The sequence below is a fragment of the Gilliamella sp. LMG 34360 genome (assembly GCF_984568995.1).
The window spans coordinates 534,424-559,070 of record NZ_OZ474900.1 but is presented as its reverse complement, the minus strand read 5'-3'; the positions used below and the strand labels follow the sequence as shown (position 1 = coordinate 559,070).

19 protein-coding genes, 1 tRNA gene and 3 rRNA genes are annotated in these 24,647 nt (G+C 37.3%); 8 read left to right on the top strand and 15 right to left on the bottom strand.

Annotated features, from left to right (window positions below):
• Positions 1–55: 55 nt before the first annotated feature.
• The 6 genes from ybiA to gmhB all read right to left on the bottom strand — a co-directional run bounded on the left by ybiA (position 56) and on the right by gmhB (position 7,032).
• Positions 56–604, bottom strand: a complete 549-nt coding sequence (gene ybiA / locus AC5LW9_RS02555; RefSeq protein ID WP_493456278.1) for a riboflavin biosynthesis intermediates N-glycosidase — start codon at positions 602–604, stop codon at positions 56–58.
• 304 nt (positions 605–908) lie between these two features.
• Positions 909–1,024 (bottom strand): 5S ribosomal RNA (gene rrf / locus AC5LW9_RS02550).
• Positions 1,025–1,152: 128 nt separating this feature from the next.
• Positions 1,153–4,052, bottom strand: a 23S ribosomal RNA gene (locus AC5LW9_RS02545).
• A 220-nt stretch (positions 4,053–4,272) separates the two neighbouring features.
• Positions 4,273–4,348, bottom strand: a tRNA-Glu gene (locus AC5LW9_RS02540).
• Between the two features lie 56 nt (positions 4,349–4,404).
• Positions 4,405–5,942, bottom strand: a 16S ribosomal RNA gene (locus tag AC5LW9_RS02535).
• The 16S, 23S and 5S rRNA genes sit together here with 1 tRNA gene alongside, the layout of an rRNA operon.
• A 553-nt stretch (positions 5,943–6,495) precedes the next feature.
• Positions 6,496–7,032 carry a D-glycero-beta-D-manno-heptose 1,7-bisphosphate 7-phosphatase gene (gmhB, locus tag AC5LW9_RS02530; RefSeq protein ID WP_198227141.1) on the bottom strand — a complete coding sequence of 179 codons (537 nt, stop codon included), beginning with the start codon at positions 7,030–7,032 and terminating at the stop codon, positions 6,496–6,498.
• Between the two features lie 116 nt (positions 7,033–7,148).
• Between gmhB and metN the strand changes: the two genes are divergently transcribed.
• The 4 genes from metN (at position 7,149) to tsaA (ending at position 10,680) form a co-directional block, all read left to right on the top strand.
• Positions 7,149–8,180 carry a methionine ABC transporter ATP-binding protein MetN gene (metN, locus tag AC5LW9_RS02525; RefSeq protein ID WP_198227143.1) on the top strand — a complete coding sequence of 344 codons (1,032 nt, stop codon included), beginning with the start codon at positions 7,149–7,151 and terminating at the stop codon, positions 8,178–8,180.
• 112 nt (positions 8,181–8,292) lie between these two features.
• Entirely contained in the window at positions 8,293–8,934 is a 642-nt protein-coding gene (locus AC5LW9_RS02520; protein ID WP_198227461.1) for a methionine ABC transporter permease, read from the top strand.
• Between the two features lie 14 nt (positions 8,935–8,948).
• The gene (locus AC5LW9_RS02515) at positions 8,949–9,848 is read left to right on the top strand and encodes a MetQ/NlpA family ABC transporter substrate-binding protein (protein ID WP_198236526.1); all 900 of its coding nucleotides are present in this window, start codon (positions 8,949–8,951) and stop codon (positions 9,846–9,848) included.
• 115 nt (positions 9,849–9,963) lie between these two features.
• Positions 9,964–10,680: a tRNA (N6-threonylcarbamoyladenosine(37)-N6)-methyltransferase TrmO gene (gene tsaA / locus AC5LW9_RS02510; RefSeq protein WP_198227463.1), complete on the top strand. Its 717-nt coding sequence runs from the start codon at positions 9,964–9,966 to the stop codon at positions 10,678–10,680.
• Positions 10,681–10,997: 317 nt separating this feature from the next.
• Here tsaA and hslO read toward each other — a convergent pair whose 3' ends face one another.
• From hslO to AC5LW9_RS02495, 3 genes are all read right to left on the bottom strand, one after another.
• Positions 10,998–11,891: an Hsp33 family molecular chaperone HslO gene (gene hslO, locus AC5LW9_RS02505; protein WP_370528572.1), complete on the bottom strand. Its 894-nt coding sequence runs from the start codon at positions 11,889–11,891 to the stop codon at positions 10,998–11,000.
• Positions 11,863–12,261: a ribosome-associated heat shock protein Hsp15 gene (gene hslR, locus AC5LW9_RS02500; protein WP_198227149.1), complete on the bottom strand. Its 399-nt coding sequence runs from the start codon at positions 12,259–12,261 to the stop codon at positions 11,863–11,865. Before hslR ends, hslO begins: the two co-directional genes overlap by 29 nt.
• A gap of 103 nt (positions 12,262–12,364) precedes the next feature.
• On the bottom strand, positions 12,365–13,972 hold the full coding sequence (locus tag AC5LW9_RS02495) for a hypothetical protein (protein WP_198227151.1): 1,608 nt from the start codon (positions 13,970–13,972) through the stop codon (positions 12,365–12,367).
• Positions 13,973–14,199: 227 nt separating this feature from the next.
• Between AC5LW9_RS02495 and greA the strand changes: the two genes are divergently transcribed.
• Positions 14,200–14,676, top strand: coding sequence for a transcription elongation factor GreA (greA, locus tag AC5LW9_RS02490; protein WP_065559646.1), 477 nt, complete (start codon positions 14,200–14,202; stop codon positions 14,674–14,676).
• A gap of 37 nt (positions 14,677–14,713) precedes the next feature.
• On the opposite strand, the gene yhbY is transcribed toward greA, so the two are convergent.
• Positions 14,714–15,007: a ribosome assembly RNA-binding protein YhbY gene (gene yhbY, locus AC5LW9_RS02485; RefSeq protein ID WP_065737947.1), complete on the bottom strand. Its 294-nt coding sequence runs from the start codon at positions 15,005–15,007 to the stop codon at positions 14,714–14,716.
• Between the two features lie 98 nt (positions 15,008–15,105).
• On the opposite strand from yhbY, the gene rlmE reads away from it, so the two are divergent.
• From rlmE to folP, 3 genes are all read left to right on the top strand, one after another.
• Positions 15,106–15,732: a 23S rRNA (uridine(2552)-2'-O)-methyltransferase RlmE gene (gene rlmE / locus AC5LW9_RS02480; protein WP_086327270.1), complete on the top strand. Its 627-nt coding sequence runs from the start codon at positions 15,106–15,108 to the stop codon at positions 15,730–15,732.
• Between the two features lie 75 nt (positions 15,733–15,807).
• Positions 15,808–17,688 (top strand): ATP-dependent zinc metalloprotease FtsH, encoded by a 1,881-nt coding sequence (gene ftsH / locus AC5LW9_RS02475; RefSeq protein ID WP_442899937.1) that lies wholly within the window; start codon positions 15,808–15,810, stop codon positions 17,686–17,688.
• A 115-nt stretch (positions 17,689–17,803) separates the two neighbouring features.
• Entirely contained in the window at positions 17,804–18,640 is an 837-nt protein-coding gene (gene folP, locus AC5LW9_RS02470; protein WP_493456277.1) for a dihydropteroate synthase, read from the top strand.
• A 431-nt stretch (positions 18,641–19,071) separates the two neighbouring features.
• Here folP and ubiA read toward each other — a convergent pair whose 3' ends face one another.
• The 5 genes from ubiA to AC5LW9_RS02445 form a co-directional block, all read right to left on the bottom strand.
• Complete coding sequence (gene ubiA, locus AC5LW9_RS02465) at positions 19,072–19,902, bottom strand: 4-hydroxybenzoate octaprenyltransferase (RefSeq protein ID WP_334322171.1); 831 nt, start codon at positions 19,900–19,902, stop codon at positions 19,072–19,074.
• Between the two features lie 117 nt (positions 19,903–20,019).
• Complete coding sequence (locus tag AC5LW9_RS02460) at positions 20,020–20,604, bottom strand: TorD/DmsD family molecular chaperone (RefSeq protein WP_065737952.1); 585 nt, start codon at positions 20,602–20,604, stop codon at positions 20,020–20,022.
• A 53-nt stretch (positions 20,605–20,657) separates the two neighbouring features.
• Complete coding sequence (locus tag AC5LW9_RS02455) at positions 20,658–21,497, bottom strand: dimethyl sulfoxide reductase anchor subunit family protein (protein ID WP_493456276.1); 840 nt, start codon at positions 21,495–21,497, stop codon at positions 20,658–20,660.
• 1 nt (position 21,498) lies between these two features.
• Complete coding sequence (locus AC5LW9_RS02450; RefSeq protein WP_216355799.1) at positions 21,499–22,113, bottom strand: DMSO/selenate family reductase complex B subunit; 615 nt, start codon at positions 22,111–22,113, stop codon at positions 21,499–21,501.
• Between the two features lie 19 nt (positions 22,114–22,132).
• The gene (locus AC5LW9_RS02445) at positions 22,133–24,586 is read right to left on the bottom strand and encodes a DMSO/selenate family reductase complex A subunit (RefSeq protein WP_493456275.1); all 2,454 of its coding nucleotides are present in this window, start codon (positions 24,584–24,586) and stop codon (positions 22,133–22,135) included.
• Positions 24,587–24,647 lie beyond the last annotated feature (61 nt).

Below are 24,647 nucleotides of genomic sequence, written 5' to 3'. Positions count from 1 at the left end.
GAAGCAATATTTATTAGCAGAATATTGCTTCTTATCCAAGATTAGTTAAATAATTTCATAATTTTTTTTGTAACTGTTGTCGAACATTCATTAAAGCAAATCCAAGCAAATTTTTTCCACGCCACATTAACGGATTATCAATATTAGGATCATCCATAGACAAACCTATCCCCCATATTTTATCGACGGGGCTTGCTTCTACTAATATTCTTTGTTTGGTTGATAATATAAAATCAGTTAACTTTGGATTCTGTGAAAACTTAGCAAAATTACCATTTATGACTATATTTAAACAGTGTGCATCCCAAATATCCGGTATGAAGCCTTTTACTTGACGCCCTAATGCTTTTGCTAATCCAGGTGAATTAGCAGTAAGTATTTTTGATAATATTTGCTCACCACCAAATAATCTTGCTTTCTCAGCCATCATATAATGTTCTGCTGTTGCATAGTCAATATTATCAACCTCAAAACGACTTGGATACCATTGGCTAAAACAACTCTTTGTTATGATAGAAGGTTGCTTTTCTACATGCCCCCAAAAGTATATATATTTGTATTGTTTACCACTTCTATATTGTTCGCGTAATTCCAATAAATCCATATAAATTCCTTATCATCACTAACGAATATGTTATATGTATTTTCATTGAATACCAATATAGTTTTAGTAAAAAAACAAATTTTAGTTTTCAATAGAATAGAATTGTATATCATTAATATAGTTAAAATAATGATACTTATAAGAAATATTTAAGGTTATGTATGATGTGTAAGATAAATATAACGTTGATTTTTATGTTTAGTTATATACTTGAATATAACACTTATATAAATTTCAGTCAGTTTTATAATCTCTATATGCAAAAAAGCCCAGCATTCCTGCTGGGCTCTCTCTATATTTAAAAGTCTGGCGGCTCCCTACTCTCACATGGGTAATACCCACACTACCATCGGCACTTCGGCGTTTCACTTCTGAGTTCGGCATGGGGTCAGGTGGGACCACCGCGCTATTACCGCCAGACATATCCTGTCTTCTCTTTCTCTCAATCAGTGCATTATCTCACATCTGCACTCATCTCTCAATCAAGAACAAACTGTTCGATTATCTCATAATCAATTATTCGCGTAACCAAAACAACTCCGAGTTGTAAGGTTAAGACTCTCGGTTCATTAGTATCAGTTAGCTCAATGTATCACTACACTTACACACCTGACCTATCTACGTCTTAGTCTCAAACGGACCTTACTGATTCTCATCAGGGAAAACTCATCTCGAGGCTAGTTTCGTACTTAGATGCTTTCAGCACTTATCTATTCCGCACGTAGCTACCGGGCAATGCAATTGGCATCACAACCCGAACACCAGCGGTGCGTTCACTTCGGTCCTCTCGTACTAGAAGCAAACCCTCTCAATTTTCCTACGCCCATGGCAGATAGGGACCGAACTGTCTCACGACGTTCTAAACCCAGCTCGCGTACCACTTTAAACGGCGAACAGCCGTACCCTTGGGACCTACTTCAGCCCCAGGATGTGATGAGCCGACATCGAGGTGCCAAACACCGCCGTCGATATGAACTCTTGGGCGGTATCAGCCTGTTATCCCCGGAGTACCTTTTATCCGTTGAGCGATGGCCCTTCCATTCAGAACCACCGGATCACTATGACCTACTTTCGTACCTGCTCGAGCCGTCACTCTCGCAGTCAAGCTAGCTTTTGCCATTGCACTAACCTCCTGATGTCCGACCAGGATTAGCTAACCTTCGTGCTCCTCCGTTACTCTTTGGGAGGAGACCGCCCCAGTCAAACTACCCACCAGACAGTGTCCCTTACCTCGATTCAGAAGTATAGGTTAGAACATCAAACATTAAAGGGTGGTATTTCAAGGTCGACTCCATGCATACTGGCGTACACACTTCTTAGTCTCCCACCTATCCTACACATTAAGGCTCAATGTTCACTGTCAAGCTATAGTAAAGGTTCACGGGGTCTTTCCGTCTTGCCACGGGTACACCGCATCTTCACGGCAATTTCAATTTCACTGAGTCTCGGGTGGAGACAGCCTGGCCATCATTACGCCATTCGTGCAGGTCGGAACTTACCCGACAAGGAATTTCGCTACCTTAGGACCGTTATAGTTACGGCCGCCGTTTACTGGGGCTTCGATCAAGAGCTTCTGCTTACGCATAACCCCATCAATTAACCTTCCAGCACCGGGCAGGCGTCACACCGTATACGTCCACTTTCGTGTTTGCACAGTGCTGTGTTTTTATTAAACAGTTGCAGCCAGCTGGTATCTTCGACTGAGTTCACCTCCGTCCGCGCGGGACTTCAATTACAATCAGCGTGCCTTCTCCCGAAGTTACGGCACCATTTTGCCTAGTTCCTTCACCCGAGTTCTCTCAAGCGCCTTAGTATTCTCTACCTGACCACCTGTGTCGGTTTCGGGTACGATTAACTATAACCTGAAGCTTAGAGGATTTTCCTGGAAGCAGGGCATCAATTACTTCACTACCTTAGTAGCTCGTCATCACGCCTCAGGGTCTCAGTGACCGGATTTGCCTAATCACACCCCTACACGCTTAACCCACCATCCAATAGGTGGTAAACCTAGCCTTCTTCGTCCCCCCATCGCAGTTATAGCCAGTACGGGAATATTAACCCGTTTCCCATCAGATACGCCCTTCGGCCTCTCCTTAGGGGTCGACTCACCCTGCCCCGATTAACGTTGGACAGGAACCCTTGGTCTTCCGGCGAGCGGGCTTTTCACCCGCTTTATCGTTACTTATGTCAGCATTCGCACTTCTGATACCTCCAGCATACCTCACAATATACCTTCAACGGCTTACAGAACGCTCCCCTACCCAACACACTTACGTGCGCTGCCGCAGCTTCGGTGCATAGTTTTAGCCCCGTTACATCTTCCGCGCAGGCCGACTCGACTAGTGAGCTATTACGCTTTCTTTAAATGATGGCTGCTTCTAAGCCAACATCCTAGCTGTCTAAGCCTTCCCACTTCGTTTCCCACTTAACTATGACTTTGGGACCTTAGCTGGCGGTCTGGGTTGTTTCCCTCTTCACGACGAACGTTAGCACCCGCCGTGTGTCTCCCATGATTAAACTTGTCAGTATTCGTAGTTTGCATCGGGTTGGTAAGCCGGGATGGCCCCCTAGCCGAAACAGTGCTCTACCCCCAACAGTTACTCATGAGGCGCTACCTAAATAGCTTTCGGGGAGAACCAGCTATCTCCCGGTTTGATTGGCCTTTCACCCCCAGCCACAGGTCATCCGCTAATTTTTCAACATTAGTCGGTTCGGTCCTCCAGTTAGTGTTAACCAACCTTCAACCTGCCCATGGCTAGATCACCGGGTTTCGGGTCTATACCCTGCAACTTAACGCACAGTTAATACTCGGTTTCCCTTCGGCTCCCCTATTCGGTTAACCTCGCTACAGAATATAAGTCGCTGACCCATTATACAAAAGGTACGCAGTCACCATTACCCTACGGTAACAGCTCCCACTGATTGTACGTACACGGTTTCAGGGTCTATTTCACTCCCCTCCCGGGGTTCTTTTCGCCTTTCCCTCACGGTACTGGTTCACTATCGGTCAATCAGGAGTATTTAGCCTTGGAGGATGGTCCCCCCTTCTTCAGACAGGATATCACGTGTCCCGCCCTACTCTATAAGCTTCCACATAATGCATTTTCATGTACGGGACTTTCACCCTCTATCGTGCGACTTTCCAGACGCTTCCATTAATACATCATGCTACCCGCTTGGGCTGCTCCCCTTTCGCTCGCCGCTACTCAGGGAATCTCGGTTGATTTCTTTTCCTCGGGGTACTTAGATGTTTCAGTTCTCCCGGTTCGCCTCATCTGACTATGGATTCATCAGATGATAGTGCAGTCGCCTGCACTGGGTTTCCCCATTCGGACATCAACGGTTATTAGTGCCTTTTATCGACTCACCGTTGCTTTTCGCAGATTAACACGTCCTTCTTCGCCTCTGATTGCCTAGGCATCCACCGTGTACGCTTAATTTCTTAACCTTACAACTCACAGTTGTCTTGGTTTTCATTACGCTTTTTTCTCTTTCTTATACCAAACCAACATATCTTCATACATCAGCTCAACATAAAAACGAGAACTCGTTTCTTTCAGCTTGTTCCTAATTGTTAAAGAGCTTTATACTTCTATTCACTTTACCATCTCGCGATTTCAAGTAAATACAAACATAATTTTTATAAGAAGCAATTTCATCACATTTTATGGCGTCCCCTAGGGGATTCGAACCCCTGTTACCGCCGTGAAAGGGCGATGTCCTAGGCCTCTAGACGAAGGGGACTTAATCACTTCTTCTTTATAAACAAACAATCTGTGTGAACACTTACGAGCTCTTCGTAAGGAGGTGATCCAACCGCAGGTTCCCCTACGGTTACCTTGTTACGACTTCACCCCAGTCATGGACCACACCGTGGTAAACGCCCTCCCGAAGGTTAAGCTATCTACTTCTGGTGCAACCCACTCCCATGGTGTGACGGGCGGTGTGTACAAGGCCCGGGAACGTATTCACCGTGACATTCTGATTCACGATTACTAGCGATTCCGACTTCATGGAGTCGAGTTGCAGACTCCAATCCGGACTTAGACGTACTTTATGAGGTCCGCTTGCTCTCGCGAGGTCGCCTCCCTTTGTATACGCCATTGTAGCACGTGTGTAGCCCTGGTCGTAAGGGCCATGATGACTTGACGTCGTCCCCACCTTCCTCCGCTTTATCAACGGCAGTCTCCTTTGAGTTCCCGGCCGAACCAATGGCAACAAAGGATAAGGGTTGCGCTCGTTGCGGGACTTAACCCAACATTTCACAACACGAGCTGACGACAGCCATGCAGCACCTGTCTCACAGTTCCCGAAGGCACTCTCGCATCTCTGCAAGATTCTGTGGATGTCAAGACCAGGTAAGGTTCTTCGCGTTGCATCGAATTAAACCACATGCTCCACCGCTTGTGCGGGCCCCCGTCAATTCATTTGAGTTTTAACCTTGCGGCCGTACTCCCCAGGCGGTCGATTTATCGCGTTAGCTTCGGAGCCCATCACTCTAGGCAACAAACTCCAAATCGACATCGTTTACAGCGTGGACTACCAGGGTATCTAATCCTGTTTGCTCCCCACGCTTTCGCATCTCAGCGTCAGTATCTGTCCAGAAGGCCGCCTTCGCCACCGGTATTCCTCCACATCTCTACGCATTTCACCGCTACACGTGGAATTCTACCTTCCTCTACAATACTCTAGTTAACCAGTTTTAAGTGCAATTCCTAGGTTGAGCCCAGGGCTTTCACACCTAACTTAATTATCCGCCTACATGCCCTTTACGCCCAGTCATTCCGATTAACGCTCGCACCCTCCGTATTACCGCGGCTGCTGGCACGGAGTTAGCCGGTGCTTCTTCTGTAATTAACGTCAATTGATGCACCTATTAGATACACCACCTTCCTCATCACCGAAAGTACTTTACAACCCGAAGGCCTTCTTCATACACGCGGCATGGCTGCATCAGGGTTCCCCCCATTGTGCAATATTCCCCACTGCTGCCTCCCGTAGGAGTCTGGACCGTGTCTCAGTTCCAGTGTGGCTGGTCATCCTCTCAGACCAGCTAGAGATCGTCGCCTTGGTAAGCCATTACCCTACCAACTAGCTAATCCCATATGGGCTCATCGAATGGCGCATGGCCCGTAAGTCCCATGCTTTGGTCTCTCAACTTTATGCGGTATTAGCAGTCGTTTCCAACTGTTGTCCCCCTCCATTCGGCAGATCCCCATACTTTACTCACCCGTCCGCCACTCGTCATCAAGTGCAAGCACTCATGTTACCGTTCGACTTGCATGTGTTAAGCCTGCCGCCAGCGTTCAATCTGAGCCATGATCAAACTCTTCAATTTAAAGTTTGATGCTCAATAACTGTCTCTGACATAATTCAAATGAATCTTCAGTGTCACTTATCAAGACTTAATTTTTTAGTCCGTAGACTTTTAATCTTTCGTCTCGCAAGTGCCCACACAGATTGTCTGTTTCTTCTTTTTAAAGAGCTGACAGCTTTTTTAAGTTAACTAAGCTTATCGCTCAGTTTGCTGTCTCAAGGGATGCGTATACTACGCTACACCTTTTTATTCGTCAAGATCTTTTTTCAAAATTTTTGACCTTGCTCACTCACACCTTTTTCGTCTGCTTATCGCTGACGCCGTGTCAGTGGATGCGCATTATAGGCACTTTAAATTTTACTGCAAGTGTTTATTGCTATTTTTTTTCTGTTTGTGTTTTTTTTGGTCTAAATGCATTCAAAGCATACTAAAACTAGACATTTTATATCAAATCGCTGTTTTTATTTACTTGTATAAACTATATTGCCTATCACTAAAAGAATCAGTAATGATTAAATTAATATATAAAGTATGCAGCATTCATTCTAAATGCTGCATTCAAATAATCACTAATCTAAGATTCTGCTTTTATCTTTTTTGGTAAATCCGCTAAGCTGTCGATGACCCAATCAGCTTGAGCTAATGCTTCATCCGTAACTATATCCCCAGTCTTTACTAGTACTGTTTTTTTAACACCAGCACGTTTACCTGATAATAAGTCAGAAATTCTATCACCAACCATATATGAATTAGTGATATCTATGTTTAGCTCTTTAGCTGCAGTTTGAATCATACCCGGATTTGGTTTTCGACATTCACATGTATCTAATAAAGGATCATGCGGACAATAATAGATACCGTCTAAATCTACACCTCGATCTTGTAATGACCAATCCATCCATTCTGTTAGGACATTAAATTGTTCTTCTGTGAATTTATTTCTTGCAATCCCAGATTGGTTAGTTGTAATAACCAATAAAAAGCCCATTTTTTTCAGTTCTTGCATTGCATCAATGACACCATCAATAAAATGAAATTTATCAATTGTATGCACATAATTATAATCAATATTAATGGTTCCATCTCGATCTAAAAAAATAGCTGGTTTCATGTTAACTTTTTTCCCTTTTGCTTAGATATTCCGCGAATTTACATAGCATATTATTGATTGACTTAGATGTCTAGACGTCTTAATATTCACCTATTCACACATTGTCTTTATATATTATGATACAACTACAACATATTTCGAAAATATTTGAACATAATAATTCGCCAATTCATGCATTAAAGGACATTACAATTCATGTACCCAAAGGCAAAATTTATGGTGTTATTGGTAAGTCGGGTGCAGGAAAAAGCACGCTTATTCGCTGTGTCAATCTTTTAGAAAGACCGACCAGTGGTAAAATATTTTTTGATAATCAAGAGATAACTCATTTATCAAATCGTAAGCTTATAGAAGTACGTCGAAAAATTAGCATGATTTTTCAGCATTTCAATCTGCTTTCTTCACGCACAGTATTTGATAATATTGCATTTCCCCTTGAGCTGAATAAAACACCTAAAGCCATAATTAAACAAAAAGTTAGTGAACTTATTGATTTAGTTGGATTAACTGAAAAGACTAATGCCTATCCAGCTAATTTATCGGGTGGTCAAAAGCAACGTGTTGCTATAGCAAGAGCGTTAGCTAGTGATCCCAAAGTTTTATTGTGTGATGAAGCAACCAGTGCACTTGACCCTGAAACAACGCGTTCTATTTTGGCATTATTAAAAGATATCAACCAAAAATTAGGTTTAACCATTTTATTAATTACCCACGAGATGGATGTTGTTAAACAAATTTGTGACCAAGTTGCCGTTATTAGTAATGGAGAATTAGTTGAGCAATCATCGGTCGGAGAAATGTTTTCACATGCAAAAACAGATATTGCGCGTCAATTTATTCAATCAACTTTACACCTTAATATTCCTGAAGATTATTTAGTAAAACTATCGTCTGAATATAAAGAAGGACTTAATCCTTTGGTTAGTTTTGAGTTTACCGGTGTTTCAGTTGATTTACCGTTATTATCACAAATTTCTAAAGAGTTTGATATTGATAGCAATATTATTAGTGCACAAATGGATTATGCAGGAGGTGTTAAATTCGGATTAATGTTAGCTGAAATAAGAGGAAACCCCAAAAGCACAGCATCAGCAATTCAATTTTTAGAAAAAAATAACACTAAAGTAGAGGTGCTTGGCTATGTTTAATTTTATTCCATCATTTAAGCCTTTTGAGTCATTATTTAGATATTTAGCAGGACACGACTTTTGGGCAAACTTTGTGGCATTTTGTTCTTCATTTAATGGATTTAATGAAGCTATGCTATTCAAAATGGCACAAGCAACCGATGAAACATTATATATGGTTATTCTGTCCGGTTTTTGGGGGGCAGTAATAGGTTTACCTATTGGTATATTACTTTATACCACCCGTAAAGGACAAATTTTAGATTGTTATACAGCCAATAGCACGCTTTCATTTATTACTAATGTGTTTCGTTCCATACCTTTTATTATATTAATTGTTTGGATTATTCCATTTACTACAATTTTAATGGGAACTTTTATCGGTAAACAAGCAGCGGTGGTTCCATTAAGTATTGGTGTTTCTCCATTAATTGCACGTATGATTGAAAATGCGTTATTGGATGTACCTAAAGGACTAATTGAGGCGGCTCGCTCAATGGGCGCAACCCCATTACAAATTATATATAAAGTTCTATTACCTGAATCATTACCGGTAATAGTCAACAGCATGACAATCACATTAATTACTCTTACTGGATATATTGCTATGGCTGGAGCCGTTGGTGCCGGTGGTTTAGGTCAACTTGCGATTCAATATGGTTACAATGGCTATAAGCCTGCTATAATGAATACGGTTTTAATTATATTAATTGTTATTGTTTTTATTATACAATTTATCGGCAATAGGATTGTCAAACGCGTTACGCATCACTAATTTTGGAGGAATTTATGTCTATTAAAAAGTTAGCACTTATTACCACATTGGTAAGTTCATTTTTTTTAACTGGTTGCGATAATAAGCAATCAACAGTTTCAGATAATAAATCAGAAGAACCGACTAAAGTTAGCATGGTTAAAGTAGGTGTGATTTCTGGTCCTGAACAAGAAGTTGCAGAAGTTGTTAAGCAACAAGCCAAAGATCTTTATAACCTAGATGTTGAACTGGTTATTTTTAATGATTATGTTACACCAAACCAAGCATTAAATGATGGCTTAATCGATATTAATGCTTTTCAACATAAACCTTATTTAGATGAACAAATAAAAGAACGCGGCTATAAACTCGCTGTTGTCGGTAACTCATTTGTTTACCCTATTGCTAGCTATTCCCATAAATTAAAACCAATTGATAACACAACTGAAACAGGTGAAGGTGTAAAAGTAACTTCACCTCGTGGTGAAACTTTCTTTATTGCTGCTAATTCAACTATTGCTATTCCAAATGATCCAACCAATTTAGGTCGTGCATTACTCTTACTACAACACGAAGGAATGATTACTGTTGATGAAACCAAAGGTTTACTACCAACCGTTCTTGATATCACAAGTAATCCTTATAATTACAAAATTGTTGAGCTTGAAGCACCAATGCTACCGCGTTCATTAGATGATGCACAGATTGATCTTGCTATTATCAATAATGCCTTTGCAGGACAAGCAAATTTAACACCAAGCAAAGATGGTATATTTGTTGAAGATAAAGAATCACCTTATGTTAATATTATTGTAGCCCGAGAAGCTGACAAAGATAATGAGAACGTCAAAAACTTTGTTAAAGCCTATCAAACCGATGCAGTAGCACAAAAAGCCGATCAAATTTTCAATGGCGGTGCAATTCGCGGTTGGTAATGATTTATGAATTATCAACTATAAATATCTTTCCGCTGACCAATAAATCAGCGGAAAGATAATAAAGAATCAATAAAACTATTTAAATTTTGCCATCAATGAATAAAAATCTTAAATAATGACATATCAAATCAAACCTATCGGTATTATTCACTCCCCCTACAGCGAAAAATTTGCGGTCCCTCGACAACCCAATTTAGTTACCGCAGGCCAAGGCGAACTTCATCTATTAGCACCATATAATAATCCTGTTAGTGTTAAAGGATTAGAACAATTTTCACATTTATGGCTATTATTTCAGTTTCATCATATTGAGCCAGAAAAGTGGCGTTTAGCTGTGCGTCCACCGCGCTTAGGCGGTAATAAAACATTAGGTGTATTTGCCACCAGATCACCTTTTCGCCCCAATCATATTGGACTTTCAGCGGTCGAATTAAAAGATATTGTCATTAAAAATAAGCAAATTATTTTGAAATTAGGCAGTATTGATTTAGTTGATGGCACGCCAATTATCGATATTAAACCTTACTTACCTTATTGTGATAGTTATCCTACAGCTATTGCTGGTTATGCTCAATCAGAACCAGAGAGAAAAATCACAGTTGAATTTTCACCGCAAGCGCAATTGATTCTAACTTCACACCTATCAACTTACCCACACCTTACAGAATTAATTACGCAGGTTATTTCTCAAGATCCAAGACCTGCATATAAACAAAATAATATTGAGCAACGAGAATATGGACTGACACTTTATCAATTTAATATAAAATGCAAAATCAGTAACCAACACGCAATTGTTGAAAATATCACTATAGATAAGAAGAAATAGTTAAAACTTGTCACTTTTTATTGATAAAGAACAAAGGTATCAGCTTTGAATAACTTTTAATAATTGGCGATAAATATAATAGCCTATTAAATAATAAAGTATTAACTTTTGTGAAAAATTTTCAAATTAATACCTTGTTTTAAGATACTTAACTAAAAATTTATTTGTAAAGATGATTTACAAAAATATCATCTAAATAAACAAAAAAGACTGGTATATTTACATAACTTTGATACATTAAATATGGGTTTAATTTCCCTATATTTCCCTTAACCACTAAAATTTCATAAATTTTAGTGGTTCTTTTAAATGAAATATTAATGGTATTGAGGATTTTGTTTATTTCTCATTTGAGTGATATCAATTGCATCAAAGATGTAATGCTTTCCACAATAATCACAATGAATATCAATCTTTCCATCATCTTCATTTAGAATTTCATCAATTTCGTTAGCGGGTAAAGTCATTAAACTATCTTCACAACGTTGACGAGAGCATCCACATTTAAAAATAATATTATGAGTTTCAAAAAGCCTAACTTCTTCTTGATTGTAAAGACGATATAAAATTTCATCAGTTGATAGCCCAAATAACTCATCACTAGTAATTGTTTCAGTCAAAGCGCTAAGATGCTCAAATGAATCGGTTGCATTTTCATTACTAGGTAAAACTTGCAGTAAAATTCCTGAAGCCATTAACTTACCCTCAAATAAACCTGTTTTAACAAACAGCCTAGTTGGTAACTGTTCTGACTGCATAAAATAGTTTTCTATACAGCCTATTAATGAATCTTTTTCCAAACCAACTATGCCTTGATAGCGTTCGCCATTTTTAGGTGTAATTGTGATAACTATATAGCCATTACCTACCATATCTTTAAGTGAAGCATTATCAGCGATACTACTATTAATTCGAGCAACACCACGCAACTCTTGCTGATTATTACCATTAACTACAGCTAAAGTGAGAGGTCCATCACCCTGTAATTGTACAGCAATATCACCTTCAAATTTTAAAGTGGCAGTTAATAAGCTGGTTGCAACTAATAATTCGCCTAATAACTTTTGTACTGCTATTGGATAATTATGATTATCTAAAATAGCTTGGTATGTCTGTTCAAGATGGGTAATTTCACCGCGAATAGGATGATTATCAAATAAAAATCGATTTAGAGTATCCATATTAGTTGTTGTCACCTTTTTGTCTATCATATTTAAATTTAAGCAAATTTCGTCGCTCTTTTTTATCTGGTCTTCTATTAGGATGCGGCATAGTTAATGCATTAAGCTTGCGTGCTTCTGCCATTTTATCGCGCTTAGCAATACTATCGAGAGTTTCTCGATAAAGAAATTGGGCTTCAGCGGCAGTTCTTCTTTGACTGCTAATAGCCAAAATTTGAATCGTTTTTTGTTCAGAACCCTGACGAAGTGTCAACATTGCCCCAACTTCAACAATTTTACTTGGTTTAGCACGTTGCCCATTGTAGTGAACTTTACCACCATCAATCATTTCTCTGGCTAAAGAACGGGTTTTATAAAACCTTGCAGCCCACAGCCATTTATCTAATCTTACTAACTCCATCACCACCTCATGTAATTTTATTATCAAAGCCAGTTTGATATTAAAATTGATACAACCAATAAAATAGTTTGTTACAAATTATATAAGATTGCTTTTTTTAAAATCAATGTTGTGGGTTAACAATAAACTCATTACCATTTGTTAAAAATGTACCAGATAAACCAAATGGTGAAATGTCGCCATGTAAATCGGCATTATAATTGAAAGCGTTAGGGGGTTCTTTAACTAACTTCCATTCGTCAAGAAGTAAACTGCTTATACCGTATGCTGAGATGTGCAATGATAAAAACTCAGTTTGCAATGGATTAACTTTGGCAACAGCCTCAACCATTCCACCACTTACTAATGAACTAAAATTCAATAAGGTATTATACTGTGGATCAAATTTTACTACCAGATCAGGATAGTTAACATCGATCCCATTAATCGAACCTTTTTCGGCTTTTAAAAATAAAGTTCCAAAATATAAGCCCAATTTTTTATCTTTGACTAAAATTACATCAGAGCCAGAAACTTCGAAATTAATTAAAGTAAATGGATAAGTTCGATTAGTATTAATTAACATGCTTGGTAACACTGTTAATTCATTGATTACAACTTGACTAAAAATGTCTGGCAATAAAAATTGCTCTAATTTTTCGGTTATTTTACAATCAACGCCCGCTAATAATAACTTACTTAAATATAATGAGTTATTCTTCCATATACCCGAAAAATTCACATTGCCATTATTCCAAGTTGCCATTGCTTTTTGGATATCTACCTGTTGATCATTTAAAGCTAATTGAAGCAATACGGATGAAAACGTATTATTATGCCAGACAACACTATCAGCATTAAAAATAATAGAACCATCCTCAACATGCCATCGATCATCATATCGTAGGTTAGCTGTTTCAAGATTACCTTTATCAATAATTAAAGACGGCAACTGTATACTGCTTTCAAAAATAGACAACTGGCGAAGCGTTAATTTTGGTAATGCTGATAAATATTCATCAAAATAATTATCATCCGTTGTTTGGAAATGAATATTGCTTACTTTTAATTGATCAATATCCAAACTATTATCTGATAATATTTTTAATTTACTCACAAAAAAGCCTTTATCAAAATTCCCACCTAAATTAGTAATAGATGTAATATTATCGCGATGAAATCCTTGAATAAGAACTTTATTCATTGGTAGCTGGTTAAGGGAAACATATTGTGAAGTCAGATCAAACTGATACTTTCCATCACCGGATGAACTAAATGGTTTAATACCACCATTTAATTGTTGAAAAGATAAATTTATTTGCCCATTATTAAAGGAGGTATTAACGGTAGAATCAATGAGTTTTAACGTATCTGCTGTAAAATTATCATGCTTAATATCTGGATCATAATTAATTACACCATTTATAACAGTAATATACTTAAAATGGTTCAATTGCCAAAGATTATTTTTATCTAATCCAATAACTAATTTAGGAATTCTAACTATTTCCTGTTTTTCATCACTAATAATTACATTATCAAATGATAATTCATATAAATTTGCAAATGAATGATGCATATTATCAATTGATATAGTATAAGAACTTAATTTTGACAATTGTTGACTGGCTAATTTTGCGCCAAATGAAGTCTGTAGAAAAAAATAAGGTAAAAAAATCAAAAAACAAACAATTGTCGATAAAATAATTATAAAAAGTTTTAATCGTCGCATAAATAGACTAATCACTAAAATAAATTATTTAATAATTACATTACGATACCTCATTTTAATCAAAATAGCATCTGATTTCGATACAAATGATTTGTGATTAAGTCAGTTTTAAAGTTAATATATAAAAATGAGTGTATTTAAAATAAAATAAATAACTTTTCTACTGTATATAAAGAGGTAGGCTTGCTATTTTTTATTTGTTAAAAAGTAAAACGGGAGAAACAGAGATGAAACAAATCCCAATGACGGTAAAGGGAGCAGAATTATTACGTGCGGAATTGGAAGAGCTGAAAAACGTTAAACGACCGCAAATTACAGCCGCCATTGCCGAAGCTAGAGCACACGGGGATTTAAAAGAAAATGCCGAATATCATGCAGCAAGAGAACAACAAGGTTTTTGCGAAGGGCGTATTCAAGAAATCGAAGGTAAATTATCACAAGCGCAAATTATCGACATTACTAAAGTGAAAAATACTGGAAGAATAATTTTCGGTGCAACGGTTACAGTAATAAATGTAGATACGGATGAAGAAACCACCTATCGAATCGTTGGTGATGATGAAGCTGATTATAGACAAAATCTTATTTCGGTCAACTCTCCGATTGCAAGAGGACTAATAGGCAAAGAAGATGGTGATACAGTACAAATAAAAACACCTGGCGGTGATGTCGAATTTGATATTGTTAAAGTTGAATATATTTAAATTAAAAAATGTACAGGGCTTACACGCCCTGTTACAATTATTTAGGTAATGAGATTTTCTTCTCTTCACTTGGTCTAAAAATAGTGAAAATCGATCCAACTTGTTGAACAGCTAGCGCATCTGTTTCGCGAATAATGGCTTCACAAATTAACTTTTTAGTTTCACGGTCTTCTGCAGATATCTTAATTTTGATTAATTCATGGAAATTCAGGGCATTTTCAATTTCGGCTAAAACGCCCTCGGTAAATCCATTAGCACCAATCATCACAATAGGTTTAAGGTGATGAGCTTCACTTTTTAAATACTGTTTTTGTTTATTCGATAAATTCATTAATTTTTTATCACATTAAGTTGTAATTTGGTTATTTTACCCTTATATATATGAGTAATCAATTGAAGTAACCATCTTATACTAAGGATTTATTATCTGTGAGTAACAAAAAACGCTCAGCAAGTTCAACGCGTTGGCTCAATGAACATTTTAATGACCGCTTTGTGCAACAGGCACAAAAAAAAGGACTACGCTCAAGAGCATGGTTTAAATTAGAAGAAATTCAAAAAAGTGATAAATTATTCAAACCAGGTATTACTGTAGTTGATTTAGGTGCAGCGCCCGGTGGTTGGTCACAATATGTTGCCTCATTGATTGGTAATAAAGGGCGCATTATTGCATGTGATCTACTTCCTATGGATCCTATCGTTGGTGTTGATTTTTTACAGGGTGACTTTAGAGATGAACTCGTTTTGAAAGCATTATTAGAACGAGTTGGAGAAGAAAAAGTCCAAGTTGTTATGTCTGATATGGCACCAAATATGAGTGGTCAACCAGCTGTTGATATACCTAGAGCAATGTACTTAGTTGAACTTGCACTTGATATGTGTAGAGATGTGCTTGCACATAATGGCAATTTCATCGTGAAAGTCTTTCAAGGAGAAGGATTTGAAGAATATTTAAAACAAGTACGCGCTATGTTTAAAACAGTCAAAATTCGTAAACCTGAAGCTTCTCGTGCAAGATCTCGAGAAGTTTATATTGTTGCAATGGGTATGAAGTAGCCAGTTTAATAAATTTGTAGTACCATACTTCGTTAATTTTGGTCGTAACTATTATTTTTATGAGAGGTTTTTCTTTTGAACGACATGGTAAAGAATTTACTGATTTGGGGAGTAATTGCTATAGTGTTAATCGCTGTATTTAACCAATTTAGCGCTATATCTAATGGTCTCCCTCAAGTTAATTATACTCAATTTAATTCTGATATTGCCAACAAAAAGCTCAAAGAAGTGCATATCAATGGACGTGAGATTACTGCTACAACCAACGGTAATGAAAATTATGTTACCTATATCCCTTATTATGATGATAAATTAATGGATGATTTGGTGCTCAATAAAGTTGCTGTATATGGCCAACCTGATGAAAGACCAAGCTTATTAGCCAATGTATTAATTTCTTGGTTTCCAATGGCAGTATTTATTGGTCTTTGGTTCTTTGTCATTCGCCAAATGAATGGGGGCGGTAAAGGTGGGCCAATGGCGATCGGCAAAAGTAAAGCCCGCATGTTAACTCCCGATCAGGTCAAAACCAAATTCACTGATGTTGCTGGCAGCGAAGAAGCTAAGCAAGAGGTAACTGAGGTCGTTGATTTCTTACGAGATCCTGGTAAATATCAAAAATTAGGGGGGCGAATTCCAAAAGGAATTCTAATGGTTGGGCCTCCAGGTACAGGTAAAACCTTACTGGCAAAAGCGATAGCTGGCGAAGCCAATGTACCATTCTTCAGTATTTCAGGTTCTGATTTTGTTGAAATGTTTGTCGGTGTAGGAGCATCCCGTGTAAGAGATCTCTTTGATCAAGCTCGTAAACACGCTCCTTGTATTATTTTTATCGACGAAATCGATGCCGTTGGACGCAAACGTGGTGCAGGTTCAATGGGTGGCCACGATGAACGAGAACAAACATTAAACCAAATGTTGGTTGAAATGGATGGGTTTGAAACCAATAGTGGCATTATCATTATCGCTGCAACTAACCGGGTGGATATACTTGATCCAGCTTTACTCCGTCCTGGTCGTTTTGACCGACAAGTACAAATTGGTTTACCTGACATGAAAGGACGCGAACAAATTTTAGCCGTACATGTGCGTAAAATTCCACTAGGGTCTGATGTTGATTTATCGGTATTAGCGCGAGGTACACCAGGTTATTCAGGTGCAGAACTAGCCAATTTAGTTAATGAAGCTGCTTTATTTGCTGCTCGACGTAATAAACGTCTTGTCACCATGGATGAATTTGAAGAAGCCAAAGACAAAATCAATATGGGTACAGAAAGACGTTCATTAACCATGACCCAAGAACAACTTGTCTCAACGGCTTATCACGAAGCTGGACATGCGATTATTGGCTATTTAATGCCTGATCACGATCCAATCCACAAAGTGACCATTATTCCTCGTGGACGCGCCTTAGGTGTGACTTTCTTTTTACCAGAAGGTGACCGAGTAAGTGAAAGTCGAGAAAAATTAGAGGGTGATATTGCAACACTTTATGGTGGTCGACTTGCAGAAGAGTTAATCTATGGTACAGATAAAGTATCGACAGGCGCATCAAATGATATTAAAGTTGCAACTCAGTATGCGAGGGCAATGGTAACACAGTGGGGCTTTTCTGAGCGTTTAGGACCATTATTTTATGAAATGGATGAAAATTCAGCCTATGGGCGTCCTAAAGATATTTCAGATGAAACAGCTCGAATCATTGATGAAGAAGTCAAAGCGATAATCGATCGTAATTACCAACGAGCTCGCCAAATATTAACGGATAATATTGATGTACTTCATGCAATGAAAGATGCATTAATGAAATATGAAACTATTGGTTCAAAACAAGTTGCAGATTTAATTGCACGCCGTCCAGTTTCTATCCCAGATGATTGGACAGAAGGTGATGAAAAAGCAGCAAACAAAATTCCAAATGAGGGCAGTACAACCCCACCTCAACCAGAAAGTTAATTTGCTCATAAGATATAAACATAACGCGCTACGGCGCGTTTTTCATAGTTAAAAATTTTATAACACTATAGTTAAAAAAAATTATTATCAAGATTCAATTAAATAAGGCACAATTATGGAAATTCGATTTAAAAATCAGATAATGGACCTTTCATTTCCACAAGTAATGGGCATTGTTAATATGACACCCGATTCATTTTCTGATGGGGGCAATTACAATAATCTTGATGATGCTATGCGCCGAGTTGACAGTATGATTCAATCAGGTGCAACATTCATTGATGTGGGTGGTGAATCAACTCGTCCAGGTGCGGCTGAAGTATCGGTTGAAGAAGAATTGGATCGTGTTATACCTTTGGTTGATAAAATTGCACGTTATTTCGATGTTTGGATTTCAGTCGATACCTCTAAACCACAAGTAATGACAGAGTCAGCAAAAGCCGGTGCTCACTTAATTAATGATATTCGAGCACTAACCGAGCCTGGTGCCATTGAAGCCGCAGCAAAGACACAATTACCGGTTTGTATTATGCATATGCAAGGTGATCCAAAAACCATGCAAAATGCGCCACATTATCAACAAGACATATATCAAGAAGTGGATCAATTTTTTACTCAACATATTAACCGTTGTGTAAATGCAGGAATAGAGCGTGAAAAAATCATACTCGATCCGGGATTTGGTTTTGGTAAAACTCTACAACACAACTATCGATTATTAGCTAAATTAAACAACTTTCACCATTTTGGTTTACCGTTATTAGTCGGTATGTCACGGAAATCAATGATAGGACAAGTCTTAAATGTTGCCCCTCAAGAACGTATGATTGGTAGTGTATCTTGTGCCGTAATTGCAGCTATGCAAGGGGCACAAATTATTCGTGTTCATGATGTTAAAGAAACTTTTGATGCACTGCGAATTGTGCAAGCAACCTTAGCTGAACAAGATTAAATTAAAACCAAAATGAATTGAAAAGTGAATAATATTACCTATTGATATCTTTTTTTAATTTCTATCAAGTTCGATAAATTAAAATTTTATTGTTATATCATAATAGTTTTTATGATTAACTATACTCAAGTTTAGAATGGCTAATATTATTCAATCTAAAATATTTATGCCTATATTAGAATTTGTTCATACTACTTATTCTATCTGCCAATATTGTATACTATTTGAATCAAACTTATTAAAAAAGAAACAGGATTGAAATTAATTCTGGTCTTTTTAATAAAGAAATCAATAGACAATGAAAAAATAATTAGATAAATGACGTTAGATAGATATCATTACTTTCACTAACTTCTTATCTTATTGTAATTATTTATTTTACTACTCATTTTGAAGTAAAAATCGATAACAACATTACTTTTAATAAATATTTATGCCGCAAATATCCCAATAAATACAACCAAACCGACATAATTATTATTCATAAAAGCTTTAAAACAATTTGTTCTGTCACGATCTTTAATTAACCATTGTTGATAAATAAACAGCAATACCGTCAATAGTAGACCAAAATAATAAAAAGCAGATAACTGATTGATTTTACCAATAGCCAATAAGCTAATAAGCATAATTGCCTGTAGCATTCCAATAATTAGCTTGTCATAGTGACCAAATAAAATGGCGGTCGACTTAATACCAATTTTTACATCGTCATTACGATCAACCATGGCATACTCCGTATCATAAGCAACTGTCCAACAAATATTTGCAACACAAAGTAACCAACACGTTAATGGGAATTGTTCTACTGTTGCTGCATATGCCATAGGAATGCTCCAACTAAAGGCGACACCTAAGATAACTTGAGGAAAATGGGTGTAACGTTTCATAAAAGGATAAACCATTGCCGTTAACAATGCTAAGCAGGCTATAAACCATGATAGTTTGTTTAAGATTAACAAAAGACCTAATGCTACAACTAACAGTATTAATAGCGTCCACAATGCATTTTTTTCAGTTAATGCCCCGCGAGCCAATGGACGATCCTTAGTACGATCAACATGACCATCCAAATGCCTATCAGCATAATCATTCACAACACATCCAGCTGAACGCATGACCAGTACCCCTAAAGTAAATACAACAATGATATAAACCGGAGGATAATGGGTCGCAAGCCAAATAGCCCAAAATGTTGGCCATAATAATAGCAATGAGCCAATTGGACGATCGAGTCGCATTAGTTGTAAATAAGCTAGCATAAATAGAGTTTATCCTGATAAATTATTGGAGAATTATACCGTTTATCCTAAAAGCTGCAATGCTAGGTATAAGGTATAAAAATATCTGTTTGAACAAGAATTTAATTTTTTAAATAGTTATAATAGATCTAATTCAATATTGGTTAATAATATCTGTAAATACTGTTCCGTAATCACAGCTAAAGCTTGGTAAAAAAAACTAATCTCATTGTGTTTCAAGCGATTTAAATAGGTCGAACTCCAAATTGATAGATGATCAGTAATGAGTTGCTTTGCTGCCACTAATTGTTTTTTTTCTGCTAATAGAGCAAAAGCCATTAGCATTAACCCAAACTGATCCTCTGGTTCATTCATACCACTATTAAGCATTAAACCATTTTGTTGTAAAAATTGACGGTAACGCTCTTGGGATTCTCCCATTAATAACTTTTCTTGATCAAGATATACCGAACCCCAAGGAGGGACAGGCATACTACCTTGCCCTTCAAATAACAGTGAAAACTGAAAATCAAGATCAGGGTTTTGTATTTGATCGGCTAATATTTGGCACTGCTTATTAATTAATTTATTATCTGTCCAGCTTGCTAACTCATCGATATGCAGTAGCCCATCAATCAATGGTTTAACTGTTTCGCTATTGGGTGAATAATAGAAAAATGCACCCAATAATTTTGCTAATGTGACTGAAGTTAAGTTATCCAAATTACTTAATCTCTTATTTATATATTATCGCTAATTAGTAATATTTACGATTATTATAACGGTATCGTCCATAAATTATAAAAGGCAATGCGCCCACAAAGTTCAGCTACTAAAGTGCATACAAAACCAAGCAAATAAATCATCATTATTTTTTTGCTAAGCCAACTATTTAAGGCAATCAAAATCAATGCTACCAGCAATAACCCACACTGTATTGCAACCCAATGATACTGATCATAAGCCAACTGGGGAGCGATTTCGATCATTAAGTTAATATAGGGGAACTTTAATAACAGTATCAATAAAGCACCAATAAAAAAGGCAATACTACCCGTCCGATAGAATCCTAACATTGCAACCATAATCCCACCCAATACCAACATTGTGGTGTACATTTGAATTGCCGTGTAGTAAGTACCCCAAGTTTTAACCGTCGGCAACATATAAGTTAATACAATTGTCCACACAAAAACTAAACTTAAGATCACCAACAATAGAGCAAGCATTTTACCGATATGTGGAATTTGATTAATGCGCTGGCATAAAGTGTTAATAAAGCCCCATCGATTTGAATTGTTAAGGTGCGAAAAGTAAGCAAGTATGACACAACCAAATGTCACACCAAATAATACCCCAAAGGTAAAAATCTCATTACTCATTGGTGAACGGCCAATACCGAAAATCACATTCAAAGCACGGAAAGGTTTACCTAAGTGAAATGAAGCCAGTAACATACCTAATGCCATGAAAATTAAAGCAACCAAATTAATTTTTTCGATAATCAGCGTATTATGAGTTGATCGATTAAATAAATAATTTAGACTGCCTAAAAGCACCATCCCCGCAGATAGTTGCCCAAATATAGTAAAAAATACCAGTGGTAATTCATGCATTTTAGACCTCCTCCGGATTAAGCACTTTACCAAGTGTATCACCGGATGCTTTGGCCTGTGCATGTGGTTTTATAACAATATTGGGTTTAGTCAATTGTGAATTTGGTAATGGTGCAATATTGCGTTCATCACCATATTGCTCACGTAACTTACCAATCTCATCAAAATCTAAAGCGTGTTGTGGGCATGATTCCACACATACAGGCTTTAATCCTTCCGCTACACGCTCATAACATCCATCACATTTAGACATAACTTTTTTTTGCTGATCATATTGTGGTGCGCCATAAGGACAACGCATTTCGCAGTATCGACAACCAATACAAACATCTTGATTCACAACAACTAAGCCATCTTGCTCACGTTTATGCATTGCACCAGTTGGACATCCTTGAACGCAAGTCGGTTGTTCACAATGATTGCAAGAAATCGACAAATAGTAAGTAAAAGTATTATTTTGCCAAAGACCATCAACTTGTTGCCAATCACCACCGCCATATTCATAAACACGACGAAAATGGATACCTAAAGAGTTATCTTTCTCATCTTTGCAACTCAATTGGCAAGTTTTACAGCCCGTACATTTAGAAGAGTTAATATAGAATCCATATTGCATTTTTATCATCTCCCTGTAATTACGATGCCGTTGACATAGCTGACAATGGTTTAATTTCAACCAAATTTGTATGTTGTGGATTGGATTTAGCCAGAACGGATGGGCGCATTGAAGTTAGGCGATTGACACAACCACCAATATCAATCCCTGCTTCATTAATTTTTGCCCACAAACCTTGAGGAATTGCAATAACACCAGGCAATATACGTGGTGTGACTTTAGCAGGTATATACAATCGACCACGATCGTTATAAACCTCAACTAACTGTCCATGCTTAATCTGTCTTGGCTCTGCATCAAATGGATTAATCCAGATACTGCTCGCCACAGCTTCTCGTAATTGCGGTAGATTACTGTAACTTGAATGACAATGACCTTTAATATGAAAACCAATTAATTGTAATGGATATTTTTGTTTCTGTTGTTTATCTTCACTGCCTTCAATAGCAGGTAAATAAGCTGGAATAGGATAAAGTTTATCATCTTCATCAAACTCCCATTCATTGGCAATTTTAGCCAATGCTTCAGAATAAAGTTCAATTTTTCCTGATGGCGTATTTAATGGATTTTTAAAAGGATCATCTCTGAAAGTTTGTAAAGCAACGTGGTTATCACTATTAGCTAACTTACGATCAATGACTCCCATACCATCAGTTTCATCAAAGCTTGGTAAATTAGGCTCTTGTTTGCGGAGTTTTTCATAGCAATACTCTATCCACTCATCTTGAGTACGACCTTGTGTGAATTTATCTTTTACCCCCATCTTTTCAGATAAATCAGTTAACACATCGTATGACGAACGATTTTCCCAAAGAGGCTTAATTGCTCGTTGCATACGAATAATATAATGATAAGCACCTGATGCATAAGAATTGTTAATCAGATCATTACTTTCCACCGATGATACATCTGGTAATAATAAATCGGCATATTTAGCCGACGCGGTCATATGAGTGTCCCAAACTAAAATAAATTCGCATTTTGATTCATCTTGTAAAATTTGGTGAGTTCGATTGAGATCTGCATGCTGATTACCAATAACATTACTTGCATAACTCCAGATAAATTTAATACCAACATCTAATCTATCTTTACCTTTTATATAAGAATTTTTGGCAGTCATGCTAAATGGTTCATCAATGGCTTTAGTCCATAAAAAGAAAGGAATACTGGTTTTAATTGGGTTAACTAGACTTAAACTTGGAACAGAATAAGTCACACTGCCCCCCCAAGTTCCTATATTGGTTCCACGCTTACCAAACTGACCTGTGATGATTGGTAATATCATGATCGCTCTTGTGGTATGTTCACCATTTTGCCAACGTTGAGGCCCCCAACCTTGGGAAATCCATGCAGCCTTAGCATTGACTATGTCGATCGCCAATTTTCGAATTTGATTTGCTGGAATGCCAGTTTTTTGAGCTGCCCATTCAGGTGTTTTTGGGGTTCTATCATCCCCCAAACCAAGAATATAAGATTTAAAATCGCTAAAAGGCGGTGCAGTATCAGGCAGTGAGTCAGCATTCCAACCCACGCAGTATCGATTGAGCATTTCATCATCAATGCGATCTTCTTCAAGTAAAGCATATCCAATTGCGGCAACCAAAGCGGCATCAGTACCGGGAATGATGGGGATCCATTCAGCATCATAACCAACTACGCTTTCACTACGTCGAGGATCGATAATGATGACCCTTGCCTTACTTTGTGATAAAGCATTAAATAACTCCGTAACTTGTCCACCACCTGACATTCGAGTTTCGGCAATATTTTGACCAAACATCACAACCAAATCAGAATGTTTTATTTGGTCTAACAAAGATTCTTTGGCATTACCATAAATATAAGGTTGAATCGCTGTTATTTGCCCACTTGAATAATCACCATGATAATTCAAAAAACCACCAATCGTATTTAAAAACCGCTTACAGGCATTACGTCCGGGGATATTTGCGCCAGTAGTACCTGTACCATATTGATAATAAATAGCCTCATTACCATACTTATCAATAGTATATTTGAGTTTATCAGCTAATAAATTAATCGCCTCTTCCCATGAAATTCGCTTAAATTTACCTTCACCCCGTTTACCAACTCGCAGCATTGGATATTTTAAACGATCAGGATCATAAGTTCGCCAGCGGACAGATCGTCCACGCAAACAAGGGCGAATTTGATGCAGTCCAAAAACAGGATCGTTAATACCATCTTCAGCAGAAATTTTAGTAATGATATCGTTTTTAACATGAACTTTTAGTGGGCAACGGCTTCCACAGTTGACTAAACAGGCGCTATAAAAGATTTTTTCTTGGTTAGTAGGATTAGGAATTTCATTACTACTGGTATTTTTATCCGATTCCGCATAAGCAAAAGGCATTTGCATATTACTTGTTAATGCTGCAATACTTCCGATTGCTATCGATTTTTGTAAAAAATCACGTCGACTAATTTTATTGTTTTTTGACTTACTCATTGCATTCCCTTACTTTTTATATGGGATTTATTTATCATATTACTATTAATGGAATATTAAA